Source organism: Thiolapillus sp. (assembly GCF_048562965.1).
In the GTDB taxonomy this organism is placed as follows: domain Bacteria; phylum Pseudomonadota; class Gammaproteobacteria; order Chromatiales; family Chromatiaceae; genus Thiolapillus; species Thiolapillus brandeum_A.
Genome location: NZ_JBHNMF010000480.1, coordinates 1 through 2,528, shown reverse-complemented (window position 1 = coordinate 2,528; position 2,528 = coordinate 1). Strand labels below are relative to the sequence as shown.

Genomic DNA, 2,528 nt, shown 5'->3' with positions numbered 1-2,528 from the left:
CTCAGTGCCTTTTATCCCAATTGTCCATGCTAAGGACACCGAGCGCGAACTCGCTTCTGCTTATCGCCCACTTCATTATATCGCGATCCGTTCACGCAACGACGTCGATACGAAAGCCGACATTGCACTCGACCTGCTCAACTATAGCGCCTTCAAGAAGGCACTCACTGCCATGGGAATCGACGACGATAATGTTGATCGGCTCGCAAGGGAAACGGCGTGTTCACCGACAATTTTGCGACGCCGCCTCTCAAAAAATCCCGCGATCAGGACGCCTGCATGGGCCGACGATAACGATAGTGCAAAAAGCCTCGTACCGATGGCCTTGATCGGCGCTTGGCATGCCGAACCGGAGGCTGATCGTGAGATTCTTTCCTACGTGGTGGATGGAAAGTACGAGACGATCGAAGACAACATCGTGCGCCTACTTCGGTTCGATGACAGTCCTGTGTGGTCTGCCGGACGTTACCGGGGTGTTGCCTCGAAGATCGATGCCTTGTTTGCGATTGCGGGGATGATTACACAGCACGACCTCGACCGGTTTTTCGAGGCTGCTGAGTATGTTCTTTCCGACTCCGATCCGGCGCTTGAATTACCGGAAGAGGATAGGTGGCTCGCACCCCTGTACGGAAAAAAACGAGATCACTCCAGTGCGATGCGCGAGGGTATCTGTGAGACACTCATCATTCTGTCGGTCCGTGGCAATAACCTGTTCCAAAGCCGCCTCGGTATCGATGTCGAAGACAGGGTAACTGCTCTAATCCGAAAACTTCTAATACCTCTGACTCTTGAAAAGCTGCTTTCCCACGACCACGACCTGCCACACTATGCAGAAGCCGCACCCGATGAATTCCTGACGATTATCGAAGAGGACCTGCGATGCAGCGATCCCGTAGTCTTCGGTCTTCTCAAGCCCGACAGCGGTTCGTTCTGGGCACCATCGTCGCAGACGGGTCTTTTCTGGGCGCTGGAGTGCCTTGCCTGGAACCCGAAAAACCTCCTGCGCGTATCAGTGATTCTTGCCCAGCTTTCTCGACAGAAAATCGACAACAACCGTGTGAATAAACCAGACGACAGTCTTCAGAACATCTTTAGGTCATGGATCCCGCAGACGGCGGCCCCGGTAAGCGATAGAGTCAAAGTGCTGAAAAAGCTCACTGAGGATTTCCCGAAAATAGGCTGGGAGATTTGCATCAAGCAAATTAAACCGGGGCACAGCGTCGGTCACTACAGCTACAGGCCCCGCTGGCGTAGTGACGCTTCCGGGGCCGGGCAAGTTGTCACAAATGGGGAAATATACAAATTTACCCGAAAGACACTGGGTTTTCTGATCGATTGGCCCTCCCATGACGAGAAGACGCTTGGCGACCTCGTCGAGTATCTCCAAGGTATGCCCATAGAAAACCAGCCTAAAGTCTGGAATCTGATTGATGAATGGTCCCGGACAGCCGGAGAAGCCGCCAAGGCTGAATTGCGTGAGCGCATCCGGCTGTTTGCTTTCACCCAACGTGGCCGCCAACGGAAGCTTGAGGACACAACCCGTGATCGAGCCCGCGAAGCCTACGACAGCCTCCGTCCCAATGATCCGGTCATCCGGCACAGTTGGTTGTTTGCGAATCAATATGTGCCGGTATCGACCGAAGAGATCGAAAAGGAGGGTTTCAATGATAATGATCAGGAGGCAGATGAGCGTATCGACAAGCTGCGGCGCGAAGCGATAACCGAGATATGGGACGAGCGTGGTTTCAAGGGGGTTAAGGATTTGCTTGCCCCCAGCGGTGCTACCGACCTCATCGGCCGTTATACCGCATCTTGTGTTACCGACGTTTGCTCGCAGTCTGATTTCATTCAGCGCTGTCTTTCCCTTGATGGAGAGCTTCAGAGTAAGGCGGAGTGGTGCCTGCGGGGCTTTCTTTCGGCAATTGGGGATGATGTGTGCGCCGAAGTGATTAACATGGTCGCCAAAAAACTGTCTGTCGAAGAATCTAAAAGGTTATTTGTATGTGCTCCTTTCAACGCATCTACTTGGCGTCTTCTGGATGATTCTAGTGAAGATATCCGCACTGGGTACTGGAAGGACGTAGTCCCGTATTGGAAGGATCAGACGCCCGCCGAGCTCAATGAACTGATCGACTGTCTTCTTGAGGCCCACCGGCCGCGCGCGGCTTTCCATGTCGTCTGCATGAATTTCAAAGACATTGAGACATCACGCCTCAAGCGGCTGCTGCACGACATTGCAACGGTCAATACCGAACCAGCAGGACAGGTCGGGCTAGACCCTTATTATATATCCAAGGCACTGGATTTGCTTGATGGCCGTGTTGGCGTCACTCCCTATGAAATGGCTCAGTTTGAGTTCCTCTTCATCGTTGCCCTTGATCACAGCAAGCACGGAATTCCCAATCTCGAGAGCCAGATCGCGCAATCGCCTGAGATATTTGTCCAGGCAGTGGCGCTCGCATTCAAGCGGAGTGATGAAGGAGAGGATCCGCCCGAATGGAGGATCGAGAATCCCGAGCAGCGCGCGG

The 2,528-nt window shown here is 53.5% G+C and carries 1 protein-coding gene; it reads left to right on the top strand.

Annotated features, from left to right (window positions below; all coding sequences use genetic code 11):
* Positions 1–2,528, top strand: a 2,528-nt coding sequence (locus tag ACOCD2_RS16625) for a hypothetical protein (protein ID WP_419625799.1), incomplete at both ends; no start/stop codon positions are given.